The organism is Marimonas lutisalis, assembly GCF_005434965.1.
Classification (GTDB): Bacteria; Pseudomonadota; Alphaproteobacteria; order Rhodobacterales; family Rhodobacteraceae; genus Marimonas_A; species Marimonas_A lutisalis.
The window spans coordinates 427,760-451,198 of sequence record NZ_SKCI01000001.1 but is presented as its reverse complement, the minus strand read 5'-3'; the positions used below and the strand labels follow the sequence as shown (position 1 = coordinate 451,198).

Below are 23,439 nucleotides of genomic sequence, written 5' to 3'. Positions count from 1 at the left end.
ATGCCAGCGGGTTTCGCAATCCACTCCGGCTCAGAACTGTCCCAGCGCGTTCTCAATGATCTCAACGGCTCCCTGCCGGTCCACCAGCGCCACATCGATACGCATCTCGGTCAGTTCGCCCGCGGGCTCGCCAGCCAAGTACTCCTGCGCCGCCGCGCATATCCGCGCCGCCTGTGTTGCCGAAACGCTATCGGCCGCCTGTGCATGAACAGTCGCGCGTTTCACCTCGACAAAAACCAGAGCGGCGCCATCACGCAGCACCAGGTCGATCTCGCCACCACGCCCGCGCCACCGGTGGTGCGCCACGCTCAGTCCCCGATCCTCGTAGTGGCGGGCCACCTGCGCCTCCGCCTCCGCGCCCGCCAGATGGGCGCGCAGCCCGCGCCGGCGCCGCGCGGAAACGGGCGCTCCATCGGCACAGCCTGTTTCCGGAATTGCCGTCATCCCATGTCCTCAGCATCTGCATCGCGCGACAGCGCCAGCGCCTTCTGATACACGTCGCGCCGCTTCATCCCGGTTTCCGCAGCCACGATATCCGCCGCATCGCGCAGCGAACGCCCCGGCATCACCTCTTTCAGGCGCAATCCGACATCAATTTCACTAACATTCAATGAATCACCGCGCCCCACCACCAGCACGACCTCGCCCTTGGGTGGGCGGACGGCGGCCTGTTCAGCCAGTTCCGAAAGCGTCCCGGTCAGGATTTCCTCGAATTTCTTGGTCAGTTCCCGGCAGATCGCCGCGGGCCGCTCGCTCCCCAGTTCTGCGGCCATGTCGGCCAGGGCCGCCGCCGTCCGCTTGGGCGATTCGTAAAACACCAGCGTCGCGGGCACATCCGCCAGTTCCCGCAGCGCGGATTTCCGCTTGCCCGTGCTATTGGGCAGGAAACCGGCAAAAAGAAACCGATCCGTCGGCAAGCCCGAAAGGGTCAGCGCCGTGATCACGGCTGACGGCCCCGGCGCCGTCGTTACCGCGATGCCCGCCGCACGGGCCGCGCGCGCCAGATCGAACCCCGGATCGGCCACCATCGGCGTGCCCGCTTCGGATGCATAGGCCACCGATTTACCCTCTTCCAGCCACGCCAGAAGCCTTGGCCGCATCCTTTCCCCGTTGTGATCGTGATAGGCCACCAGCGGCCGGTCTCCCAGCGCCACCCCGTGAATTTCCATCAGCCGTCGCGTCGAGCGGGTGTCTTCAGCCGCGATCACATCGGCGCTGGCCAGGATGTCCAGCGCCCTCAGCGTGATATCACGCGCCGTACCGATCGGCACCGCCACGAGGTAGAGTCCCGGCTCAAGATCGGAGGATTTCGGATTCACCACTGGACCCCATGATCGTGACGTTTATTATCTCTGCTCAAAGCGCCGCCTGCGCTGGCAGGCGACACGAGAGGGAGTGAGAAGTTACCCATGTTTGCCGTTTTGACCCCAATCCGCAAGAGAGCCGCCCGCCTCATCGCCCTTCTGTCGGTGGCGTGGCTGGCCGCCTGTCAGCCTATTGTCGTTCCCGGCGGTGGGGGCGGCCCGTCGATCGACACCTCGGCACCGGTGCCGGTGGCGCTTCTCGTGCCGCGCGGGTCGGGTCAGGCCAACGATGAGCTTCTCGCCAAGAGCCTAGAAAACGCAGCGCGTCTTGCCGCGGCCGATCTGAACGGCGTGCAGATCGATCTTCGGGTCTATTCCACCGCGGGCAATGCCGCGCAGGCACAGTCCGCCGCCAAGCAGGCGGTGGCCGACGGCGCCAAGATCATCCTCGGCCCGGTTTACGGCGAAGCCGCCAATGCCGCAGGTGTCGCCGTGGCTTCGCAGAACGTCAATGTTCTGACGTTTTCCAACAACGCCACCATCGCCGGCGGAAACGTCTTTATTCTCGGGCCCACCTTCAACACCACTGCCACCCGCCTCGCCAGTTTCGCACGCCGGCAGGGCAAGTCGCGCATTCTCGTGGTGCATTCCGAGGATCTCGCCGGTCAACTGGGCAGCCGGGCAATCCAGCAGGCGGTAGCCGCCAACGGCGCGACGCTCGCAGGCACCGTCAGCTACCCGTTCAGCCAGCAGGGTGTCGTCGCGGCTGTGCCGCGTATCAAGGCCGCCGCCCTGGCCGGGCAGGCCGACGCCCTCTTCTTGACTGCAAACACCGCTGGTGCCCTGCCGCTCTTTGCTCAAATGCTCCCTGAAACCGGCCTCGGCCCGGCCACGACGCAGTATATCGGGCTCACACGGTGGGATATCCCGCCGCAGACGCTGGAACTTCCGGGGCTGCAGGGGGGCTGGTTCGCCCTGCCCGACCCGGGCAAGACCCAGGCCTTTGCCACCCGCTACAGCGCGGCGCACGGCACAGCGCCGCATCCGATTGCCGGGCTTGCCTATGATGGCGTCGCCGCCATCGGCGCGCTGGTCAAGGCGGGCAAGTCCAACGCGCTTTCCGGCGCGGCGCTCACCCAGGGCGCGGGCTTCCAGGGGGCGACGGGCATCTTCCGCCTGCGCCCCGACGGCACCAATGAACGCGGCCTCGCCGTGGCCACGATCCGCGAAAAACAGGTGGTTGTGATTGACCCTGCCCCGAACTCCTTCGCTGGCGCCGGATTCTGATCCGGCGTCCCAGCTCTTCGACATTCCTGCTCTCGTCTCGCCGCCGGATAACCTGATCTGCCCGGCGGACGCGGTGTTCGACCGCGCGCAGGTCTGCGCCACGCTGACCCGGGCCGCCGAGGACGCCTCAGGCGAAACCGCGCTGCGCGCCGCCGCGGTCAAGATCCTTATGGACGCGCGCAAGAAGGGGTTCCAGGCAATCGCGGATGGCTTCGCGCAAGAGCCCTTCGCCGCCCGCCCCGTCACCCGCGCCTACAGCTGGCTGACCGATTGCCTGATCGGCTGCACTTTCCACCTGGTCACCACGCATATCCACCCACTCAACACCCCGACCGAGGGCGAGCGGATATCGCTTCTGGCCGTGGGCGGCTATGGCCGCGGTGAAATGGCACCGCAGTCGGACGTCGATCTGCTGTTCCTCACCCCCTACAAGATCACCCCCTGGGCCGAGAGCGTGATCGAGTCGATGCTCTATATCCTGTGGGATCTGCGGCTCAAGGTCGGCCATGCCAGCCGGACGGTAAAGGACTGCATCCGGCTGGGGCGCGAGGATTTCACCATCCGCACCGCGCTTCTGGAACACCGTTACCTGATCGGCGATGCTGCGCTCGCCGGTGAACTAGACAAGACCCTGCGCAAGGACCTGTTCAAGGGCAGCGAACGCGAATTCATCGAGGCCAAGCTCTCCGAACGGGAAGCCCGCCACCTCAAGCAGGGCGAACGCTACGTGGTCGAGCCCAACGTGAAAGAGGGCAAGGGCGGCTTGCGCGACCTGCAATCGCTGTTCTGGATCGCCAAGTATATCCATGACGTCCAGGATGCGCGCGAACTCGTCCGCCTCAAGGTCTTCACCGAGGACGAAATGCGCACCTTCGAAAAAGCCGAGAATTTCCTCTGGGCGGTGCGCTGCCACCTGCACCTGATCACCGGGCGCCCCAACGACCAGCTGACCTTCGACCTGCAGGTCCAGGTGGCCGACCGGATGGGATACGAAGACAAGGGCGGGCGCCGCGCGGTAGAACATTTCATGCAGGACTATTTCCGCCACGCCACCCGCGTGGGCGATCTGACCCGCATCTTCCTGACCAAGCTCGAGGCCACCCACGCCAAGGGTGAACCCCTGCTCGAACGCATCTTCAAACGCCGCCGCAAGCTCAAACCCGGCTACAGGGAAGTGCATGGACGGCTGGCCATCGAGAACGAAAAACAGTTCCTCGCCGACCGGCTCAACATCCTGCGGCTGTTCGAGGAAGGCCTGCGCACCGGCATGCTCATCCATCCCGATGCGATGCGCCTGGTCACGGCAAACCTCGACATGATCAATGACGAGATGCGCGAGGACAAGGAGGCCAACCGCATCTTCCTCGACCTGCTGCTGAAGCACGGCAATCCCGAACGCGCACTGCGCCGGATGAACGAACTGGGGGTGCTTGCCGCCTTCATCCCCGAGTTCGAGCCGATCGTGGCGATGATGCAGTTCAACATGTATCACTCCTACACGGTGGACGAACATACCATCCAGGTGATCTCGAACTTCAACGCCATCGAACGCGGCGAGCTGGACGAGGAACTGCCGATCTCGGCCGAGATCCTGCAAAAGAAGGGCCTGAACCGCAAAGTACTGATGGTCGCCATGCTCTGCCATGACATCGGCAAGGGCCGTGACATCGACCATTCGATCCTCGGCGCCCAGATCGCCCGCCGCGTGGCCCCGCGGCTTGGGCTCAAGCCGAAAGAGGTCGACACTGTCGAATGGCTGGTGCGATATCACCTGCTGATGTCGGACATGGCCCAGAAACGCGACATCGCCGATCCGCGCACCGTGCGCGATTTCGCCAAGGCGGTGGGCAGCGTCAAACGGCTCGACCTTCTCCTGCTGCTGACGGTCTGCGACATACGCGGCGTCGGCCCCAATGTCTGGAACAACTGGAAGGCCGTGCTCCTGCGCGCGCTCTACCGCCAGACACGGCTCGCGCTCGAGGAAGGCATCGAGGCGATCAGCCGCGAGGTGCGCGGCACTGAGGCCAAGAAGAACCTGCGCGAGGCTCTGCCCGACTGGGACGCGGCCGACCTCAAGCTCGAAACCTCGCGCCACTACGATCCCTACTGGCAGGGCCTGCACGTCACCGCGCACGTGGTTTTTGCCCGCCTGCTCAAAGGCATCGGCGACGACGAGATTCGCATCGACCTGCACCCCGACGAGGACCGCGACGCCACCCGCGCCTGTTTCGCGATGACCGACCACCCCGGCATCTTCAGCCGCATGTGCGGCGCGCTGGCGCTCGTTGGCGCCAATATCGTCGATGCGCGCACCTTCACCACCAAGGACGGCTACGCCACCGCCGCCTTCTGGATCCAGGACGCCGAGGGCCACCCCTACGAGGCCGGCAAACTCAAACGCCTCGAAGGCATGATCCACAAGACCCTGAAAGGCGAGGTCATCGCCCGCGACGCCATGGCCGACCGCGACAAGTTCAAGAAGCGCGAAAAGGCCTTCCGCGTGCCCACCTCGATCACCTTCGACAACGAAGGCTCGGAGATTTACACCATCATCGAGGTCGACACCCGCGACCGCCCCGGCCTCTTGTTCGATCTCACGCGCACATTGGCGAACAACAACATCTACATCGCCTCCGCCGTGATCGCGACCTATGGCGAACAGGTGGTCGACAGCTTCTACATCAAGGACATGTTCGGCCTGAAACTGCACTCCGACGCCAAGCAGCGCGCGCTCGAGAAGAAACTGCGCGAGGCGATCGAGATCGGCGTGGAACGGGCGCGGGGGCAGTGAACGGTGCTCCGGCTCGAAATCTTGCCTGTGGTGGCGCATTTAGAGCCCGCGGGAATAAGCGGACGTTCAGTCTCGATGCCTCTATGCCCGCTTTCGCGGAATGCAGTACGGCCCGAGGCGAGCGCGAGTACAAGATTCGACAGTAGTGAAATGAAATGGAGCTCTTTAGTGTAATCTCCAGTCATTGGATATCTACACACCGGAAATAAAGAACAGGCAGTGTCTGAAGTCATGCGTTTCAGCCTTTGCAAAGCATTGGGTTATTTGGCCGGCGGACTCTGGACAGGCTGGGGCGGGCGGAAGCGTATTGAAACCAAGCAACTCCGCAATCTGCGGCGACTGGTTGAGAAGGTGCGGCGCGACTCCCCTCTGTTTCGCAAGCTCTACGCGGATCTGCGACCCTCAAGCGAGATCGAATTGCGCGACTTGCCGGTGACCCGCAAACCAGACCTCATGTCGAAGTTCGATGACTGGTTGACGATCCGCTCCCTTCCTCTCGAGAGGGCCCGCGAGCATCTCCGGGACATCGAAAAGGTTGGCGTGCCGATCGACGATGTTGCCGTCTTTCAGACCTCCGGAACATCGGGCGAACCTGCTGTCATCGTCTTGTCCGAATCCTTCGTCGAATACGCCTCTGGCATCATGCTGGCGCGCTTCGAAAGATACCATCGCAAGCTCGTGCGAGACGTTCGCAAGCTCGGCGTGAGGGTGACGATCACAGGAGGGCATGGCCACTTCGCCGGAAACGGGTTCAACAAACTGGTGCAACGGTTGAGTCCGCGGTTGGCGAAGGGGTTTGGGATAACCTTCATCGAGGCCGAGCAGCCAATTGGTCAGCTCGTTGACAGACTCAATGCGATTGCGAACATCTCTTGGATCGTGACTTACCCGAGCATGCTGGCCATTCTGGTCAGGGAAAAGGAGGCCGGGCGGCTACAGATCGAGCCCGCGTTCTTTACCACGGGGGGCGAGACACTGACGGGTGACCTTCGCGAGCGGGCTCGACGAGCCTTCCCCTCGCTGAAATACGGCATTTCTGATCCCTATGGGTGTACCGAGTGCCTGGCGCTTTCGTTCGAATGTAGCCACGGGCGGAAGCACGTGAACGAAGACTGGGTCATCCTCGAGGCGGTCGACGAAGCAATGCGGCCCGTTCCCGACGGCACGTTATCTGCGACCGTACTGCTGACGGTGCTCGCCAACGAGGTGCAGCCCTTCATCCGATACGATCTTGGCGACTGTGTTCGCTTTTACGAGGACACCTGCCCCTGCGGATCGCCGTTTCGCAGTTTCGAGGTGGAGGGGCGCCAGGCGACGCTCGTTCGGGTGGGCGAGGTGACGCTATCGCCGCTGGTCTTCGATCTTGAACACGACCAGGCCCAGCGTATCCAGCTGGTCCAGATTGGTGAACGCGATTTCGAGTTGCGCATACAACTGGCCGAAGGCGCGGCGGCAGGGCCTGTCTTTCAAGAGGTCATCGCATCGGTGCAGCGCGTGTTTCGCGATAACGGTCTGGATGATGTCACGGTGCGGGCCGCAGAAGCCCCTCCCGAATTCACCGCGAGCGGAAAATTCCACGAAGTCGTGCCTTTGCGAAGCGCCAAGACAGGAAGCACTTCAGAATTGGGTGTGCACCAGTCAGTGCCCAAGTGAGCAGATCTGTGCCTCGCCCCCCGAACGTTCTCGGATTTCAGGCTTCTGAAAAACGGACTTTCTGCGTTGAGCTTAAGACCCGCAAAAAGGGCTCTCATACGACATTCAACCGCTCCCCATTCCCCCAACCGGCGCAACCGGCTATAAGGTGGAAAACAAGGCCGGTTTGGCCGCATAGCGTACGAGCAGACCCATGAAACCCATCCGCCTCGTCTCCGGCTTTCTCACCGTGGGGTTCTGGACGCTGGCCAGCCGCATCCTCGGCTTCGTGCGCGAGATGATGATCCTCGCTTTCATCGGCCCCGGTCCGGTGATGGACGCTTTCGTCGCTGCCTTCCGCCTGCCCAACATGTTCCGCCGCTTCTTCGCTGAGGGCGCCTTCAACGCCGCCTTTGTGCCCCAGTTCGCCAAACGCTATGAGGCCGGCGACAACGCCGAGGGCTTCGCGCGCGAAGCCTTCAACGGGCTGGCCTTCCTCGTGCTGATCCTGACCGCGCTGGCGATGGTCTTCATGCCGGCCTTCGTCTGGGCCACGGCCGAAGGCTTCTCGGGCGACGCTCGGTTCGACCTGACCGTGGGGTACGGACGCATCGTCTTTCCCTACATCCTCTTCATGTCGCTCTCGGCGCTCTTTTCGGGCGTACTCAACGCCACCGGCCGCTTTGCCGCCGCCGCCGCGGCACCGGTTCTGCTCAACATCTTCGTGATCTGCGCCATGGCCGCCGGCGCCGTTCTCGGGGGCGAGGTCATCCGCTGGCTGGTCTGGACCATCCCCGTGGCCGGCATCGCCCAGCTCACCCTGGTCTGGACCGCCGCCCACCGCGCGGGCATTTCCATCCGCCCGGGCCGGCCGCGCTGGTCACCCGAAATGAAGCACCTCGTCGTCGTGGCTATCCCAGCCGCGCTCTCATCCGGCGTCATGCAGATCAACCTGCTTGTCGGCCAGCAGGTTGCCTCGCGCTACGATGCCGCGGTCAGCTGGCTTTTCGCCGCCGACCGGCTCTACCAGCTGCCTCTGGGCGTGGTCGGCATTGCCGTGGGCATCGTGCTTCTACCCGACCTCTCGCGCCGGCTGCGCGACGATGACGGCGACGGCGCGCGCCACGCGTTTTCCCGCGCGGGCGAGATCGCGCTGGCGCTCACGATACCCTCGGCGGTCGCGCTCGTGGTGATCCCGCTGCCCCTCGTTTCGGTACTGTTCGAACGCGGACAGCAAACAGCCGATGACAGCGCCGCCATCGCCCTTGCCGTCGCCGTCTACGGGCTCGGCCTGCCCGCCTTCGTGCTGCAGAAAGTGTTGCAGCCTCTCTACTTCGCGCGCGAGGACACCCGCACACCCTTTCGCTACGCGCTCTGGGCAATGGTGGTCAACGCGGTGGTCGCGATCGGCCTGCACTTCTATATCGGCTGGATCGCCGCGGCGCTGGCCACCACGCTGGCGGGCTGGACGCTGGTCTGGCTGCTTGCCCGCGGCGCCCGCCCCATGGGTGACGTCGCGCGGTTCGACACCCGCTTCCGCCGCCGCATCTGGCGCATCATCGCCGCCTCAGTGATCATGGGGGCCGTGCTCTGGGGTGTGAACCTGCTGCTCGGCCCCTGGATCACAGCGCCGGGCTGGCGCTACCTCGCGCTCGCTGTGCTGGTTGGATCGGGTATGGTCAGTTACTTTCTCTCAGGCCAGCTACTCGGCGCCTTCGCCCTGCACGAGTTCCGCGCCGCCCTGCGCCGCGGCAACTAAGGTTTTGCGCCGCGTGTTCCACGCGTCGCGGCGGGGCGGGGCCTCGGCTGGCGCCTCGGCCCCGCCAGGCCATCATCCGCCTGCCTGATCCTCCACCGCGCCGCCGACCGATCGGTCAGGCCATTGAGTATTTTTGCCAAGAAAGAGACATGGGCCATCCGATCCTTCGCTCTTTCTTGGTCCAAATACTCAAACTCCGCCCTCTCTACGCGCGCGCCGTTTGCCATGGCGCGCCAAGCCCCCCGGCACACGGGGGTGGGCGGGCGGGCCGTGTGCCGGGGGGCGGCCCACCGCACGCGCGGTTAACTGAAGAAAGCGTAAAGACTTGCCGCGATGCGGCGGTGCACGCATGTCAGCCGGGGGACAGCCGCGGATCACCCCCTGGCTTTCGCCGCGCCGCGGCGGCGTTAAGCCCGGCGAACGCTCAGTCGTGGCGCAGTTTTTCGCGAAGGCGCTGCCAGCCGCCGGGGCTGACCACGAAGGACAAAAGGAATCCGCAACCGAACCCGGCCAGATCCGCCAGCCACTCGGTGCCGCCATCAACCCCGATCATGAAGTAGTAAAGACCGAAGACAAGCTGGATCACGGCCAGCATGCCAATCAGCGCGAAAGCTCTCGCACGACTTTCCCCTGTCTGCCCAAGCCGCAGCCAGATCACGTAGGTGAAGGCGCCGATCAGCCCGTAAACCCCTGGAAAGGCGCCGATAAGATAACGCGGATCGTCCAGCACCAGGCCCCATACCGCCGCCCCGCCGATGCCAGCGCCAAAGAAAACGACCAGCACCGCCCACCAGGCGAACACGTCGCCCACGAACTTGCCCAGCGCCAGCAGGATCACGCCGGCCACCACCATATGCGTGATCGACCCATGCACGAACAGGTAGGTGACGAAGCGCATCACGTGCTCTGTAGGCCAGCGCCCCTGCGTCACCATCCAGTCGAAGACCGGCCCGTTGAACCCGTATGCCTGGATCGCTGCCGCGCGCCAGCCCACCGCTCCGGGTCCGCCGACAACCCCCTGGTTTCCAAGGGTAAAGGCGATCTCAATGACCAGCATCGCCAGAAACAGTGCCACCACTGCGGGCGACACGGGGTTGACCGGGCCGGGATTGTAACTTTCGCTCATGCCTCACTTCCTTGACGGGGCTTTGCCCCATGGGTAAGCCAGCCGCACCCATAAATCCAGACGGAGATCAGCGATGACCGAGGCCGCCTTTACCCCCCGCGTCTTTTCCGGCATCCAGCCCTCGGGCGGGCTGACGCTGGGCAACTATCTCGGCGCGATCAAGCGCTTTGTCGAGATGCAGGAAAGCGGCATGGAAACGATCTACTGCATGGTCGACCTGCACGCGATCACCGTCTGGCAGGATCCCGAGAAGCTGGCCCATGCCACGCGCGAGCTCTGCGCAGGTTTCATCGCGTCCGGTCTCGACCCGGAAAAATCCATTCTGTTCAACCAGTCGCAGGTGGCCGAGCATGCCCAGCTGGCCTGGATCTTCAACTGCGTTGCACGCATGGGCTGGATGCAGCGCATGACCCAGTTCAAGGACAAGGCGGGCAAGAACGCGCAGAATGCCTCGCTGGGGCTGTTCGCCTACCCGGCGCTGATGGCGGCCGACATCCTGATCTACCACGCCACTCACGTGCCCGTGGGCGAAGACCAGAAGCAGCACCTGGAACTGACCCGCGACATCGCGATCAAGTTCAACCACGATTACAAGGTCGATTTCTTCCCCATCACCGAACCGGTGATCGAAGGCGCCGCCACCCGGGTGATGAGCCTGCGCGACGGATCGAAGAAAATGTCAAAGTCCGACCCCTCGGATGCCAGCCGTATCAACATGACCGACGATGCCGATGCGATTGCGAAAAAGATCCGCAAGGCCAAGACAGACCCCGAGGCGCTGCCCTCGGAAGCTAAGGGATTGGACGACCGTCCGGAGGCACGAAACCTTGTTAACATTTATGCGGCATTGTCGGACACGACGGTCGAGAACGTGTTGCGCGATGTCGGCGGCAAGCAGTTTTCCGAGTTCAAGCCGATGTTATCGGAACTCGCCGTTGAAAAACTGGCCCCGATCTCGGGCGAGATGGCGCGCCTGATGCAGGACCCGGCGGAAATAGATGCCATCCTGCACCGCGGCTCGGATCGCGCGCGCGCCATCGCTGCGCCTATCCTGCAGCGCACCTACGACATCGTCGGCATGGTGCGCTGAACCCATCGACATCTGCGGCGTGCGGTACCTCGTGTCGCGGTGGCGCGGTTCGCTCTTTACGCCCTTTGCAGGCCGCCCTAACCTGCCCCCTGCGCAAGGGAGATGACAGATGGCAGTGGGCAGCAATATCCGCACCTATTTCAACGGCACCTGGCACGCGGGCGAGGTGCCGGTGATGACATCGGCCGATCATGGCAGCTGGCTGGGGACCACCGTGTTCGACGGGGCCCGCTATTTCGACGGGCTGGCGCCCGATCTGGATGCGCATTGTGCCCGCGTCAACCGCTCGGCCGAGGCGCTGATGCTGACGCCCACGGTCACGGCCGAAAACATGGTCGAGATCATTCGCGAAGGTCTCGCACTGTATGACAAGTCCGAAGCCGTCTATATCCGCCCGATGTATTGGGGCATCGATGGCGACATGACTTCTTCGGCCATCGCGCCCAAAGCTGATGAAACCGGCTTCTGTGTCTGCCTCGAGGCAATCCCGATGTCGTCCGCGACCGCAACCACGACGCTGACACGCACGCGCTTTCGCCGACCGGTGCTGGAAGATGCTGTAGTGAACGCAAAGGCGGGGTGCCTCTATCCCAACAATGCGCGCATGCTGAAAGAAGCCAAGTCCAAGGGCTTTGGCAACGCGCTGGTGGCCGATGCCCTGGGCAACGTCGCCGAAACCGCCACCGCCAACGTCTTCATGGTCAAGGACGGCGAAGTTTTCACCCCGATCGCCAATGGCACGTTCCTGTCGGGCATCACTCGCGCACGCCATATCAGCAATCTGGCCGCCGAGGGCGTCACCGTGCATGAAACCGTGCTGAGCTTCGATGATTTCCACGCCGCGGACGAGGTGTTCCTGTCGGGCAACATGGCTAAGGTTACACCGGTCACCGCGTTCGACGACACGCAATACCAGGTAGGCCCCGTAACCCGCCGCGTGCGCGAACTCTACTGGGACTGGGCCGCTTCGAACGGATAAGACTTGTTACGAGCGATCAGGCCTTCGGCCATGATCGCGTCAAAGGGAGAAAAGCCAGATGCGCAAATTCCTCGTTGTTCTCGACGACAGCCGCGAATGCCTGAACGCCATGCGTTTTGCCGCGATGCGGGCCTCGCATACCGGCGGAGGGGTCGAGGTTCTGGCCGTGATACCGCCGGATGAATTCAATCACTGGATCGGCGTTGGCGACATCATGCGCGAAGAAGCGCGCGAACGGATCGAAGCGCATTTCGAGGTGTTCGCCAAGTGGATGCGCGACAAGCAGAACATCGATCCCGAGCTGGTGATCCGCGAAGGCGAACCGATCACCGAAATCCTGGCGCAGATCAAGGATGACCCCGAGATCGGCGTGCTGGTTCTGGGCGCCGGAACCGACAAGAAAGGCCCGGGCCCACTTGTTACGCAGATGACCCGCACATCGGGTTCATTGCCGGTTCCGATCACGATCGTGCCGGGTGACATGTCCAAGGAACGGCTCGAAGCCATCACCTGACGAATACCTTAGAATCGTTCCAAACCTTGACTTCGCAAGCCGCGAGGCGCATATCGGAACACGAAACGAAAGGTGCGCGCCACATGTTTATTCAAACCGAATCCACCCCGAACCCCGCAACCTTGAAATTCCTGCCGGGCCAGACTGTACTAGAGGCCGGTACGGCAGATTTCCCGGACGCTGTTGGCAAAGATGTTTCGCCGCTCGCCGCGCGGGTTTTCTCGGTTGACGGGGTCAAGGGCGTTTTCCTTGGCAATGACTTCGTCACCGTGACGAAAACCGACGCGGTCGAATGGGACCATATCAAGCCCGCCATTCTGGGCGCTATTATGGAACATTTCCAATCCGGCCAGCCGGTTATGGCGGAAGGCGCCGAAGCGTCGAGCGGGCACACCGAAAACGATGGCCCGGATAGCGCGATCGTCAACCAGATCAAGGTGTTGCTCGATACGCGCGTGCGCCCCGCCGTGGCTCAGGACGGCGGTGACATCACCTTTCACGGGTTTGAAAAAGGCATTGTATACCTGCACATGCAGGGTGCCTGCGCCGGCTGCCCCTCGTCCACTCTGACGTTGAAGATGGGCATCGAGAACCTGCTGCGCCACTATATCCCCGAGGTTACCGAGGTACGCCCGGTTGCCGTCTGACACCTGCGTTCTGGGATTTGACACATCGGCCGCGCATTGCGCGGCCGCTTTGCTATGCGGCGAGCAGATCATCGCCAGCCGTGCCGCCGAAATGGGGCGCGGACAGGCAGAGCATCTGTTCCCGATGCTTGAGGCCGTACTCGCTGACGGCGGCAAGAGCTGGAGCGATCTTCACGCGATCGGCGTTGGCATCGGGCCCGGCAATTTCACTGGCATCCGCATTTCCGTCGCCGCCGCGCGTGGCCTCGCCCTGGCGCTTGGCATTCCGGCGCGCGGGATCAACAGCTTCGACGCCACCCAGATCGACTACGACGACCCGATCGTCGCCATCGTCCCTGCCCCGCGCGATCAGTTTTATGCTCGCCTGGCCGGAAAGCCCGGGCAACTGGTCGGCAAGGCGGAACTGGCCGAGTACGCACAACCGGTTCTTCCCCCCCCCGCCCCCGGGCTTCTGGCAAGGAACATTGCCCGCCTGGCGTCACAGGGACACGGCATCATCCCCCCGGCCCCGCTTTACATCCGGCCCGCCGATGCTGCCCCTTCGCGCGAGGCCCCACCGGTAATACTGGCCAATGATACCTGACGCCCTGTCCCGCCTCTATGCACGCGCCTTCCCCGAGAGCCGACCCTGGAGCGCGGACGAGTTCCGGTCCCTGCTGAATGATCCCCACGTGTTTCTTGAGGTGCGCGGCGCCGCCTTCGCGCTTGGCCGCGTCATCGCGGACGAAGCCGAGCTTCTGACGATCGCGACCGCCCCCGATTACCGCCGGCAGGGCCTCGCCCGGGCTTGCCTGTCGGCATTCGAAGATACCGCAGGCGCCCGCGGCGCCAGCACGGCCTTCCTGGAGGTCGCGGCTGACAATACCGCCGCACACCTGCTTTATGAAACGCAAGGTTACGCCATAGTCGCGCGCCGTCCCGGGTATTATCACCGCGCAAACGGGGCGGCGGCCGACGCGTTGATCATGCGCCGATCATTCGACGCTTGACCTTTCGTCACCCGTCCAGGCCGGACGCTCCCATGCACTTACAGGTTGACGCACCGGTGTGACTGCGTCCTAAATTGCTCTTGATCGCACGTGATCTGCTCGTTTGCGCGACATGGCAAGGCCGCACAGAAGCCAGTCCTGTCCACCTTACCAACTGGGAGAAAACCATGACCTTCGTACACAAGTTTCTGAGCACCGCCGCGGCCCTTGCGCTGTCAGCTGGCGCCGCCCTGTCAGAACCGGCCCTGATCTTCGATCTGGGTGGCAAGTTCGACAAGTCGTTCAACGAAGCCGCCTTCAATGGCGCCAAACGCTGGGCGGATGAATCGGGCGGCACATTCCGCGAAATCGAGCTTCAGTCCGAAGCCCAGCGCGAACAGGCGCTTCGCCGTTTCGCCGAAGCCGGCGCCAATCCGATCGTCATGACCGGCTTTGCCTTCGGCAACGTCCTCGGCGAAGTGGCGCCGGACTATCCCGACACCAAGTTCGCCATCATCGACATGGTGGTCGATGCGCCGAATGTCCGCTCAGTCGTCTTCAACGAGCACGAAGGCTCATACCTCGTCGGCATGATGGCCGCGATGGCATCGACATCCGGCACGGTGGGCTTTATCGGTGGCATGGATATCCCGCTGATCCGCAAATTCGCCTGCGGTTACGTGCAGGGCGTCAAGGCGGTGAACCCCGATGCGACCGTGATCCAGAACATGACAGGCACGACGCCCGCAGCATGGAATGACCCGGTGAAAGGTTCGGAACTCACCAAGGCGCAGATTAGCCAGGGGGCGGACGTGGTTTACGCAGCGGCGGGCGGCACCGGTGTCGGCGTTCTGCAGACCGCAGCCGATGAAAACATCCTGTCGATCGGCGTAGACAGCAACCAGAACTACATGCACCCGGGCAAGGTTCTGACCTCGATGATGAAGCGCGTCGACAATGCTGTGTACGAGGCCATGAAGATGGGCGAGAACCTTGAAACCGGCTTCAATGTGATGGGCGTTGCAAATGGCGGCATCGATTATGCTATGGACGAACATAACGCGCCCCTCGTCTCGGACGAGATGAAGGCGGCGGTGGATGGCGCCAAGGACCAGATCGCCAGCGGCGCACTTGCCGTGCATGATTACATGTCCGACAACGCCTGCCCGGTCGAGTAAGAGAACCGATGCAGGGGGGCAAAGAGAAGGGGCGGCAGGATACTGCCGCCCCGGCCATCGAGCTTCGCGGTATCTCCAAGGCCTTCGGCGCAGTTCAGGCCAACAAGGACATTTCAATCTCTGTCCAGCCCGGCACGATCCACGGGATCATCGGTGAAAACGGCGCCGGCAAGTCGACCCTGATGTCGATCCTCTACGGCTTCTACAAGGCCGATGCAGGCGAGATATTCATCCGCGGCAAAAAAGTCCAGATACCCGACAGCCAGGCCGCGATAGCCACAGGCATCGGCATGGTGTTCCAGCACTTCAAACTGGTCGATAACTTCACGGTTCTCGAAAACGTAATTCTTGGCGCCGAGGGTGGCGCGCTGCTGCGCCCGTCTCTGGCCAAGGCCCGCAAGATCCTGACCGAACTGGAAAGGGAATACGAACTGCACGTCGATCCGGACGCGCTGATTTCCGAGATCGGAGTGGGCAAGCAACAGCGCGTGGAAATCCTCAAGGCGCTCTATCGTCAGGCCGATATCCTCATCCTCGACGAACCCACCGGCGTTCTTACGCCCGCCGAGGCGGATCAGCTGTTTCGTATTCTCGACCGGCTGAAAGCCGAGGGAAAGACCATCATCCTGATAACGCACAAACTGCGCGAAATCATGGAAGCCACCGACACGGTCAGCGTTATGCGCCGCGGTGAAATGACGGCAACCGTCAAAACCGCCGAAACCAGCCCGGAGGAATTGGCCGAGTTGATGGTGGGGCGCAAGGTGCTGCTGCGGGTCGACAAGGCTCCCGCCAAGCCGGGCGACAAAATCCTCGAGGTCGAAAACCTTCGCGTGGTCGACGACAAGGGCGTCGCGCGGCTCAAGGGGGTTTCACTGGATGTGTGCGCGGGCGAAATCCTAGGAATTGCCGGGGTCGCTGGCAACGGCCAGTCCGAACTGCTCGAGGTTCTGGGCGGCATGTTGGGCGCGACGGGAACGATCCGCGTGAACGGCCAGCCTCTGCCGCTTGCCGGCAAGGGCGCCGATGGCCGGGCCCGGCGCGCGGCGGGCATCGCCCATGTCCCCGAAGACCGCCAGCGCAAGGGCCTGATCATGGATTTCATGGCTTGGGAGAACATGGCCTTTGGGTATCACCATGACGCGGCCTACCAGTCCAACAGTGTGTTGATGGACAATGGCGCAATCCAGCGCGAAACGGCAGCCAAGATGGAACGCTTCGACGTGCGGCCGCCGGCACCACGGCTTTTCGCCCGCAACTTTTCGGGCGGAAACCAGCAGAAGATCGTTGTCGCCCGCGAGATCGAGCGTAACCCTGATGTGCTACTGGTCGGCCAACCCACACGCGGTGTCGATATTGGCGCGATCGAGTTCATCCACCGCCAGCTCATCGCGCTTCGCGATGCCGGAAAGGCGATTCTTCTCGTGTCCGTCGAACTGGACGAGATCATGTCCCTATCTGATCGGATCGCAGTGATGTTCGATGGCCAGGTCATGGGCGAACGCCTTCCGCATGAAACCAACGAAACCGAACTCGGCCTGCTGATGGCCGGTATCCGCGGGGAGGCCGCCTGATGCAGAAAATGCCGGCATGGGCGGATGCCATCCTGGTGCCACTGATCTCTCTGCTGCTGGCGGCGCTCCTGTCTGGCCTCGTCATTATCGGTATCGGCGAAGATCCGATCGCAGCGTTCAAACTGATGGTCGATGGCGCGTTGATGCGGTCGGCGGGTTGGGGCTACACGCTATATTACGCCACCAACTTCATGTTCACGGGGCTTGCCGTCGCGGTCGCGTTTCACGCACGTATGTTCAACATCGGTGGCGAAGGCCAGGCCATGTTGGGTGGTCTTGGTGTCGCGCTGGCCTGTCTCTACGTCCCCTGGCCCCATTGGAGCCTTGCCATTCTCGGCAGTTGCCTCGCCGCGATGCTCTTCGGAGCCGCCTGGGCACTCATCCCCGCATGGCTCCAGGCCAAGCGCGGTAGCCATATCGTGATCACGACGATCATGTTCAATTTCATCGCCGCCTCGCTTCTGAACTACTTGCTGGTCAATGTGCTCAGGCCACAGGGTGCCATGGATCCCGCAACCGCGAAGTTTCCCGAGCCAACACATTTGCCCACGTTCCGCGATATGTTCTCGACTTCGGAGACGATCCTGTTTCGTGGGTCGCCCGCGAACGTGTCGTTCTTTTTCGCGGTGCTCGCCTGCGTTCTGGTCTGGCTGCTGATCTGGCGCACACGGCTTGGCTATGACATCCGGGCTTTCGGGCATTCGGAACCGGCCGCACAATATGCAGGCATTTCACCTGTCCGTATCACGGTCGTCGCCCTGCTCATCTCAGGTGCGCTGGCCGGCCTGATGGCCGTCAACACCACGCAGGGCGAAGCCGAGCGCCTGATCCTCAATTCAACCGAGGGGGCGGGCTTCATCGGCATCGCCGTGGCGCTCATGGGGCGCTCACATCCCTTGGGCGTTTTTCTTGCCGCGATCCTCTTCGGATTTCTCTACCAGGGTGGCGCGGAGCTGGCGCTCTGGACGAATATCCCACGCGAATTGATCGTGGTGATCCAGGCGCTGGTGATCCTGTTCACCGGTGCCTTGGACAACATGGTGCGCATGCCGCTGGAACGCCTGTTCCTGTCGTTGCGGCGGGAGGGTTAGACCATGGACTTTCTCACGCTCATCGAATTGCTCGACTCGACAGTTCGCAGCGCAACGCCTCTGCTGCTGGCCTGCCTTGCCGGCCTCTACTCGGAACGCGCGGGCATTTTCGATATCGGGCTCGAAGGCAAGATGCTGGCCGCGGCGTTCTTCTCGGCCGCCATTGCCTTCATGACCGGATCGGCCTGGCTTGGCTTGCTTGCCGGAATCGGGGCCTCTCTGGTCCTTTCTGTGATCCATGGGCTTGCATCCATCAACTACCGTGGCAACCAGTTGATCTCAGGTGTCGCGATCAATTTCCTCGCGGCCGGGATGACGGTCCTTGTAGCCGAAGACTGGTTCTCCGAAGGCGGTCGCACACCCTCTCTGGAAGGCAGCGCACGGTTCGGTCCGATCAAACTGCCCTTCGCAGATCAGATCGCCGATACTCCGGTTGTCGGTCCGATCTACGCGGGGCTTCTTTCGGGGCATTCAGTGCTCGTCTATGTCGCCTTTGCCATGGTGCCGGTGACATGGTGGGTGCTTTATCGGTCGCGGTTCGGACTACGCCTGCGGGCCGTAGGCGAAGCCCCCGAAGCCGTTGACACAGCCGGGGTATCGGTAATCCGGCTTCGCTATAGCGCCGTGATCATTTGCGGTGTGCTTTGCGGGGTGGCCGGAGCCTACCTTGCCACCGGGCTGCAAGCGAACTTTACCAAGGACATGACCGCGAACCGCGGCTTCATCGCGCTGGCTGCGCTGATCTTTGCCAAATGGCGCCCCTGGTACGCCCTGGCCGCCTGCCTGCTGTTCGGGTTTCTGTTCGCGATCGAGACACGGTTCCAGAATATCGCGCTTTTCGGCGTTCCGCTTCCGCTGCAACTGGTGCAAGCGCTTCCTTACATCCTGACGGTAGTGATTCTCGCCGGTTTCGTCGGCAAAGCCATTCCACCGCGCGCTGGAGGCGAAGCCTACGTCAAGGAAAGGTAGACGGCGGCAAGGCAAATATTCATATTTGCGGATATTTTAGCGGGGATGTGCCAAAATGCCCCGTTCTGACGCTTGCATTGGACTTACAACCGGCGCTAGCTACATCCATGCAGATCTACCTTCCCATAGCCGAAGTCTCGGTCAACGCCTTCCTGCTGCTTGGTCTTGGTGGACTTGTCGGCGTCTTGTCCGGCATGTTCGGCGTGGGCGGTGGGTTTCTCATGACGCCGTTGCTGTTCTTCATCGGCATCCCCCCTGCCGTCGCAGTTGCCACCGAAGCCAACCAAATCGTGGCGTCGTCCTTCTCTGGGGTGCTTGCGCATCTCAGGCGAAAAACCGTCGACCTGAAGATGGGAACGGTTTTGTTGATCGGTGGTCTAATGGGCGCGGCGCTCGGGGTTTTGCTGTTCAATTACCTCAAATCGCTCGGACAGGTCGATCTGCTCGTGCGGCTTTGCTATGTTGTCTTTCTTGGGGTCATCGGCGCGCTGATGTTCGTCGAAAGCCTCAACGCCATTCGCAGGGCCCGCAAGGCCACGACTGCCTCTGTACCCAAGAGGCGGCAGCGCAGCTGGGTTCATGCGATGCCGTTCAAAATGCGGTTCCGCACCTCCGGGCTATACATTTCCGTCATCCCGCCGCTTCTCGTTGGTCTGTCGGTGGGCGTTCTGGCGGCCATCATGGGGGTGGGCGGTGGCTTCATCATGGTGCCGGCCATGATCTACCTGCTGGGCATGCCCACCAAGGTGGTTGTCGGCACCTCTCTGTTTCAGATCATCTTCGTGACAGCATTCACCACGATGCTGCACGCCACCACGAACTATACCGTCGACATGGCGCTTGCCGTTCTACTTCTGATCGGCGGCGTTATCGGTGCTCAGATCGGCACACGGATCGGCGTCAAAATGAAGGCCGAGCAACTTCGGATTCTTCTGGCCATGATGGTTTTGGCCGTATGCGCGAAACTGGCGCTTGACCTACTGTGGCAACCCAACGAGCTCTATTCGATCGGCGCGGCGGGAGGGCACTGATGCGGTTCCTGCTTGCCATATTCGCCCTCGTTGCCGCGTCGATGGCAACCGCCAAGGAAGAGGTTGTTCTGGGTCTCAGTCAGAACCGGGTTGCGATCACCGCAAACTTCGATGGTTCTGAAATCCTTATTTTCGGTGCGGTCAAACGCGAAACCCCCCTGCCCGGCGGATCATCTCTCGGCGTAGTAGTTGCTGTCGAGGGTCCCTCGGTCCCCCTGACAGTTCGGCGCAAGGAAAAAAAGTTCGGCATCTGGATCAACACCGACGCGCTCGAGATCGACTCGGCGCCGGCATTCTATGCCGTGGCGACAAGCGGTCCGTTCGAAGAGGTTATCAATCAAACCGAGGACCTGCGCCACCACGTGTCGATCCCTCGATCCATTCGCTCAGTTGGTGCACCTGCGAATATCAAGAATGTCGAGGAATTCACAGAAGCCGTTATCCGCATTCGCAAGAATAACGGCCTCTACCAGACACTTGAGGGAGCGGTTGAAGTGGATCAGGAAACCCTGTTTAAAACTTCGATCGCCCTGCCATCGAACCTGACAGAGGGCAAGTACAAGACCCGTGTCTTCCTGACGCGCAATGGCGAAGTCGTCTCGAATTACGAAACCCAGATCGATGTGCAAAAGGTCGGTCTCGAGCGGTTCCTGTTCAACCTCTCGCGCGAGAACCCCCTGGTTTACGGCCTCATGTCCCTCGCCATCGCGATCGCGGCCGGTTGGGGTGCATCAGCGATCTTCCGGGTATTTCGCCAGGCGTGATCCCTCAGACCTCGGTCGCTTCCAGTTCAAGTGGCATTGCAGGCGCGGCAAGATCCGCCGTGGTGAGCGGCTGCGTGGGCTTTGCCAGACGGTTGCGGACGACCCAATACAGGCGCTCCTGCGCACGGGTTATCGCCACATACGCCAATCTTTTCCAAAGTGGCTGCCCTGCTTCCACCCGGCCCATTTTAGCAGCAACGTAAAGATCGGGCGCAAACACCTGAACGTTCTCCCATTGTGAGCCTTGCGCCTTGTGAATCGTCACCGCGGCGCCGTGCAGGAATGTTGCACCCATGCGGGCGGCAAACGGGATGAACGGCTCTTCCTCATCCGGTTTCTCGATCTTCACGATCGACGCGGCCGATACCTGCGGATCCGGTGCTCCGATCACGTGCAAACGTGAGAAACCCGGCTTGCGCCCCGGCCCCAAATACACCACCTGCGCGCCCTTGATCAGGCCCCGGGCCTCGAGATCGAGGCGGCGCTTGCGGTGCTTGAGCGGCAATTCGATACCGTCGCAGATCAGCGGCTCGCCCGGCAATAACTCGGTTTCGGGGGCGCCATACACCATGCGAAACGCATTGATCAGGCGGATACGGGTGACATTGCGCCAAACCAGCACGGGACTGCGCGCCATCAGGTCGACTTCGACCCTCTGGGCCCAGACGACCCGATCGTCCCGTCGCGCGGTCTCCTCGACCATGGTCTCGAAATCCGCGAACCCAAGCTGCGGATCGGCCAGAGCATGCGCAAGATCCAGAATCGGGCTATCTGCTTCCTGCCGGTGGACCCGGTGCAGAACCAGCTTGGCCTCATCCTTCAACTTGTCGAAAACCATAGCGCCGGATTGATTCACCGGCGCCAACTGCGCCGGGTCTCCGAAGAGGACCAGCGCCGGGAAAATCTCTTGTAGGTCTTCGAACTGCTTGTCGTCCAGCATCGATGCTTCGTCGACAAAACCGATATCCAACGGTTCTTCGCGACGTTTCCAGCCGGTGATGAAGTCCGATCCGCGCAATCCGGCCGCCGCCAGAGCCCCCGGGATCGAGCGGTTGGTCTTGTAGAACGCCTCGGCCCGATCCAGCGCAACGTCGGTCAGCCCCTCGATCTCGGGTCGCTCTCCGTCACCGGCCAACCAGGCCGCGATGCGTTCGTATTCCGGATCATAGACCGGCGTATACAGGATCCGGTGAATGGTCGTGGCTGGTACGCCGCGTGTTCGCAGAACGCTGGCTGCCTTGTTCGTGGGCGCCAAAACGGCCAGTGTTCGCCGATCCTTGCGCCGCCGGCCTTCGTATTCGCCGCTGACGATCTCGACCCCGCTGTCTTCCAGAGCCTTGAACAGCTCGGCCAACAGAAGCGTCTTGCCCGAACCCGCCTTGCCGATCACGGCCACCACGGCACCTTTGCCCTCGCGCGGGGGGACAGCCGTACCCTCTTCCAGATCAACGCCCATCAACTGCAGAACCTCGGCAATTCTGTCAAAGGCTTCGGCTTGATCGTGCGAGAAAGTGAGATTTGCCGCGTTCATGCAGGCAAACTACAACCCACGCCTGACGAGCACAACAAAACCGGTGGTGGTCATGGCGGATGTATCATCAGCTTGCTGGCCGTGCACGGCCTGTTCAATCGAATGCCTACCGGTGCGCCGATAGAGATACCCCGGCCTTGGGATTTCAGATGACAATCAAGCCGCGCGACAGCGCACGTGCAACGGCATTCGTGGTGTTGACTGCGCCCAGCTTGTAACGGGCGGACTCGATATACACTCGCAGAGTATGTTCGGAGATCGAGAGTGTCTCGGCCACTTGCGCGCGACTGTACCCCATCGCCAGCAGCGTCATTGCGTCGATCTCCCGCGGTGACAAAGATTGCGCCAGTTCCGGCGCGCGCTCCGGCTCGAACTCCAGCGCCTTCTGGTTGAAATAATGCGCAATCAGCAAGAAATTGCAGCGATTCCTGCGCATAAAATCGGCCCACTCCTCATCCGAGCACGTGTGATTAAGAGTGAAAAGGGCGAACTGCCCGTTTGGACCCCGGATGGGCACTGAATACCCCTGCGTACCCACGCCATGCGCGATAGCATCGGCCTGAAGCGCCCGTGCCGCCTTGCCACTCCAGTCCAGACGCTTCCAATCCACGGGGTGGAAGCGTTGGAAACAGCCCTGGATCACAGGATCGACGCGCAGGTATTCCTTTTCGTGATATCGGGCAATCCAGGCTTTGGAATGTGTCCCGCACACATAAGGGCTGCTTGAACTGCTGACCCAGTGGTAATTGATGTGATCGATGGAAAAAAAGTCGCGAACTATTTCCGAAATCGACTGAAGCTCGTCAAACTCAGACGCCCGTTCCAAGGCTTCCAGAATCTCGTCCAGAGTTGGCACTTTCGACTGTCGTCTCAACGTCAGCCCCTTCCCCCCTGGATGCGAGTTCAACCGCGGCGACCAGCGACGTATCGTCCAACTGCTCGGCGAGATCGTTCAGACCATTGCAGCGCGCAAACGCTTTCAGATCTTCAAGTACATCCAGTATCCATTCGTATTGCGCCACGATAATCGTCCACCAGTGGTTAATGAAATACTAAAACAACCTTACCACGAATGTATTTTTGTGTGTATTCACGAGATTTCACTCCCCAGAAATGGCGATGGAGAGATTCTCAACACCCTGAAAACAATAGCCGATACAAAAAAATAATCGGCCCGCGAGGCATTGATGGCTCCGCGGGCGAT

22 protein-coding genes are annotated in these 23,439 nt (G+C 62.0%); 16 read left to right on the top strand and 6 right to left on the bottom strand.

Features of this window, described 5'->3' with window-relative positions; genetic code table 11:
* Positions 1 to 30: 30 nt before the first annotated feature.
* Positions 31 to 444 (bottom strand): YraN family protein, encoded by a 414-nt coding sequence (locus E0501_RS02210; RefSeq protein ID WP_137699713.1) that lies wholly within the window; start codon positions 442 to 444, stop codon positions 31 to 33.
* Positions 441 to 1,322, bottom strand: a complete 882-nt coding sequence (rsmI, locus tag E0501_RS02205) for a 16S rRNA (cytidine(1402)-2'-O)-methyltransferase (RefSeq protein ID WP_407943391.1) — start codon at positions 1,320 to 1,322, stop codon at positions 441 to 443. The genes E0501_RS02210 and rsmI overlap by 4 nt, the downstream gene beginning before the upstream one ends.
* An 87-nt stretch (positions 1,323 to 1,409) precedes the next feature.
* Here rsmI and E0501_RS02200 point away from each other — a divergent pair, with 87 nt between their 5' ends.
* The 4 genes from E0501_RS02200 to murJ all read left to right on the top strand — a co-directional run bounded on the left by E0501_RS02200 (position 1,410) and on the right by murJ (position 8,773).
* Positions 1,410 to 2,591, top strand: a complete 1,182-nt coding sequence (locus E0501_RS02200; RefSeq protein ID WP_137699711.1) for a penicillin-binding protein activator — start codon at positions 1,410 to 1,412, stop codon at positions 2,589 to 2,591.
* On the top strand, positions 2,551 to 5,382 hold the full coding sequence (locus E0501_RS02195) for a [protein-PII] uridylyltransferase (protein WP_137699710.1): 2,832 nt from the start codon (positions 2,551 to 2,553) through the stop codon (positions 5,380 to 5,382). Before E0501_RS02200 ends, E0501_RS02195 begins: the two co-directional genes overlap by 41 nt.
* Positions 5,383 to 5,601: 219 nt before the next feature.
* Entirely contained in the window at positions 5,602 to 7,035 is a 1,434-nt protein-coding gene (locus E0501_RS02190; protein ID WP_235857728.1) for a phenylacetate--CoA ligase family protein, read from the top strand.
* A gap of 193 nt (positions 7,036 to 7,228) precedes the next feature.
* Positions 7,229 to 8,773 (top strand): murein biosynthesis integral membrane protein MurJ, encoded by a 1,545-nt coding sequence (gene murJ / locus E0501_RS02185; protein ID WP_137699709.1) that lies wholly within the window; start codon positions 7,229 to 7,231, stop codon positions 8,771 to 8,773.
* A 424-nt stretch (positions 8,774 to 9,197) separates the two neighbouring features.
* Here the strand turns inward: murJ and E0501_RS02180 are convergent, their stop codons facing one another.
* Positions 9,198 to 9,899: a rhomboid family intramembrane serine protease gene (locus E0501_RS02180; protein WP_137699708.1), complete on the bottom strand. Its 702-nt coding sequence runs from the start codon at positions 9,897 to 9,899 to the stop codon at positions 9,198 to 9,200.
* A 73-nt stretch (positions 9,900 to 9,972) separates the two neighbouring features.
* Between E0501_RS02180 and trpS the strand changes: the two genes are divergently transcribed.
* From trpS to E0501_RS02120, 12 genes are all read left to right on the top strand, one after another.
* A complete protein-coding gene (trpS, locus tag E0501_RS02175; RefSeq protein ID WP_137699707.1) occupies positions 9,973 to 10,989 on the top strand; it encodes a tryptophan--tRNA ligase in 1,017 nt (338 codons plus the stop codon).
* A gap of 109 nt (positions 10,990 to 11,098) precedes the next feature.
* On the top strand, positions 11,099 to 11,968 hold the full coding sequence (locus E0501_RS02170) for a branched-chain amino acid aminotransferase (RefSeq protein WP_137699706.1): 870 nt from the start codon (positions 11,099 to 11,101) through the stop codon (positions 11,966 to 11,968).
* A 58-nt stretch (positions 11,969 to 12,026) separates the two neighbouring features.
* Positions 12,027 to 12,482 carry a universal stress protein gene (locus E0501_RS02165; protein WP_137699705.1) on the top strand — a complete coding sequence of 152 codons (456 nt, stop codon included), beginning with the start codon at positions 12,027 to 12,029 and terminating at the stop codon, positions 12,480 to 12,482.
* Between the two features lie 83 nt (positions 12,483 to 12,565).
* A complete protein-coding gene (locus E0501_RS02160) occupies positions 12,566 to 13,129 on the top strand; it encodes a NifU family protein (protein WP_137700814.1) in 564 nt (187 codons plus the stop codon).
* The gene (gene tsaB, locus E0501_RS02155; protein WP_137699704.1) at positions 13,119 to 13,712 is read left to right on the top strand and encodes a tRNA (adenosine(37)-N6)-threonylcarbamoyltransferase complex dimerization subunit type 1 TsaB; all 594 of its coding nucleotides are present in this window, start codon (positions 13,119 to 13,121) and stop codon (positions 13,710 to 13,712) included. The genes E0501_RS02160 and tsaB overlap by 11 nt, the downstream gene beginning before the upstream one ends.
* Positions 13,702 to 14,118 (top strand): GNAT family N-acetyltransferase, encoded by a 417-nt coding sequence (locus tag E0501_RS02150; protein WP_137699703.1) that lies wholly within the window; start codon positions 13,702 to 13,704, stop codon positions 14,116 to 14,118. The genes tsaB and E0501_RS02150 overlap by 11 nt, the downstream gene beginning before the upstream one ends.
* 167 nt (positions 14,119 to 14,285) lie before the next feature.
* Complete coding sequence (locus tag E0501_RS02145; protein ID WP_137699702.1) at positions 14,286 to 15,275, top strand: BMP family lipoprotein; 990 nt, start codon at positions 14,286 to 14,288, stop codon at positions 15,273 to 15,275.
* Positions 15,276 to 15,283: 8 nt separating this feature from the next.
* On the top strand, positions 15,284 to 16,849 hold the full coding sequence (locus tag E0501_RS02140; RefSeq protein ID WP_137699701.1) for an ABC transporter ATP-binding protein: 1,566 nt from the start codon (positions 15,284 to 15,286) through the stop codon (positions 16,847 to 16,849).
* A complete protein-coding gene (locus E0501_RS02135) occupies positions 16,849 to 17,940 on the top strand; it encodes an ABC transporter permease (RefSeq protein ID WP_137699700.1) in 1,092 nt (363 codons plus the stop codon). The genes E0501_RS02140 and E0501_RS02135 overlap by 1 nt, the downstream gene beginning before the upstream one ends.
* Positions 17,941 to 17,943: 3 nt before the next feature.
* Entirely contained in the window at positions 17,944 to 18,909 is a 966-nt protein-coding gene (locus E0501_RS02130; RefSeq protein WP_137699699.1) for an ABC transporter permease, read from the top strand.
* A 107-nt stretch (positions 18,910 to 19,016) separates the two neighbouring features.
* Positions 19,017 to 19,940: a sulfite exporter TauE/SafE family protein gene (locus E0501_RS02125; RefSeq protein WP_137699698.1), complete on the top strand. Its 924-nt coding sequence runs from the start codon at positions 19,017 to 19,019 to the stop codon at positions 19,938 to 19,940.
* Positions 19,940 to 20,704, top strand: a complete 765-nt coding sequence (locus E0501_RS02120; protein WP_137699697.1) for a TIGR02186 family protein — start codon at positions 19,940 to 19,942, stop codon at positions 20,702 to 20,704. The genes E0501_RS02125 and E0501_RS02120 overlap by 1 nt, the downstream gene beginning before the upstream one ends.
* 4 nt (positions 20,705 to 20,708) lie before the next feature.
* On the opposite strand, the gene E0501_RS02115 is transcribed toward E0501_RS02120, so the two are convergent.
* The 3 genes from E0501_RS02115 to E0501_RS02105 all read right to left on the bottom strand — a co-directional run bounded on the left by E0501_RS02115 (position 20,709) and on the right by E0501_RS02105 (position 23,257).
* A complete protein-coding gene (locus tag E0501_RS02115) occupies positions 20,709 to 22,235 on the bottom strand; it encodes an ATP-dependent DNA helicase (RefSeq protein WP_137699696.1) in 1,527 nt (508 codons plus the stop codon).
* A 145-nt stretch (positions 22,236 to 22,380) separates the two neighbouring features.
* Positions 22,381 to 23,091 (bottom strand): helix-turn-helix transcriptional regulator, encoded by a 711-nt coding sequence (locus tag E0501_RS02110; RefSeq protein ID WP_235857727.1) that lies wholly within the window; start codon positions 23,089 to 23,091, stop codon positions 22,381 to 22,383.
* Positions 23,045 to 23,257 (bottom strand): hypothetical protein, encoded by a 213-nt coding sequence (locus E0501_RS02105; protein ID WP_137699694.1) that lies wholly within the window; start codon positions 23,255 to 23,257, stop codon positions 23,045 to 23,047. The genes E0501_RS02110 and E0501_RS02105 overlap by 47 nt, the downstream gene beginning before the upstream one ends.
* Between the last annotated feature and the right edge of the window lie 182 nt (positions 23,258 to 23,439).